At 38.1% G+C, this 394-nt stretch carries 2 protein-coding genes; both read right to left on the bottom strand.

Annotated features, from left to right (window positions below):
* A partial coding sequence (locus FLQ44_RS07905) for an SMR family transporter (RefSeq protein WP_240801210.1) occupies nucleotides 1–188 on the bottom strand: 188 nt, incomplete at its 3' end.
* 10 nt (nucleotides 189–198) lie between these two features.
* Nucleotides 199–394 (bottom strand): M3 family metallopeptidase (locus tag FLQ44_RS24045; RefSeq protein ID WP_206208743.1); only part of this gene is annotated, 196 nt, incomplete at its 5' end.

Here is a 394-nt window from a genome sequence, read left to right as displayed (position 1 = left end):
ACCCAGCCAGCAAAATCAATATTTTGACCTAAAAATGTCTTGGCTAATAACGCAGTGGCAATCACCCCAAGCCCAGACCATAAAACATATAGAATTCCAGCTTGCATAAATTTCAACGCATAAGCCGCACATGCAAAAGAAATGATATACAAAACTAGAGCGATGCCTTGATCAAATTTATTGACCAAACCATTGCCTTTAGCAGAATAAAATATAGATATAGATCATGCCCCAAGGATTAAATAAGATCGAACTAAACAGTACTGCATTGACAGCACCTTCACGTGGAAACTTATCTATATACAGACCACCTAAAAGTTGACTTGTCTGCTTATCGACTACATCGTAGTACTCAACTTCATCTTGCCAAACATCGACTTTAGCAGGCTTAAAC

Origin of the sequence: Vogesella mureinivorans (genome assembly GCF_007644035.1) — a bacterium.
GTDB lineage: Bacteria > Pseudomonadota > Gammaproteobacteria > Burkholderiales > Chromobacteriaceae > Vogesella > Vogesella mureinivorans.
Note: the sequence above shows the minus strand (reverse complement) of the source record. Positions and strands in the feature narration are given on the sequence as shown.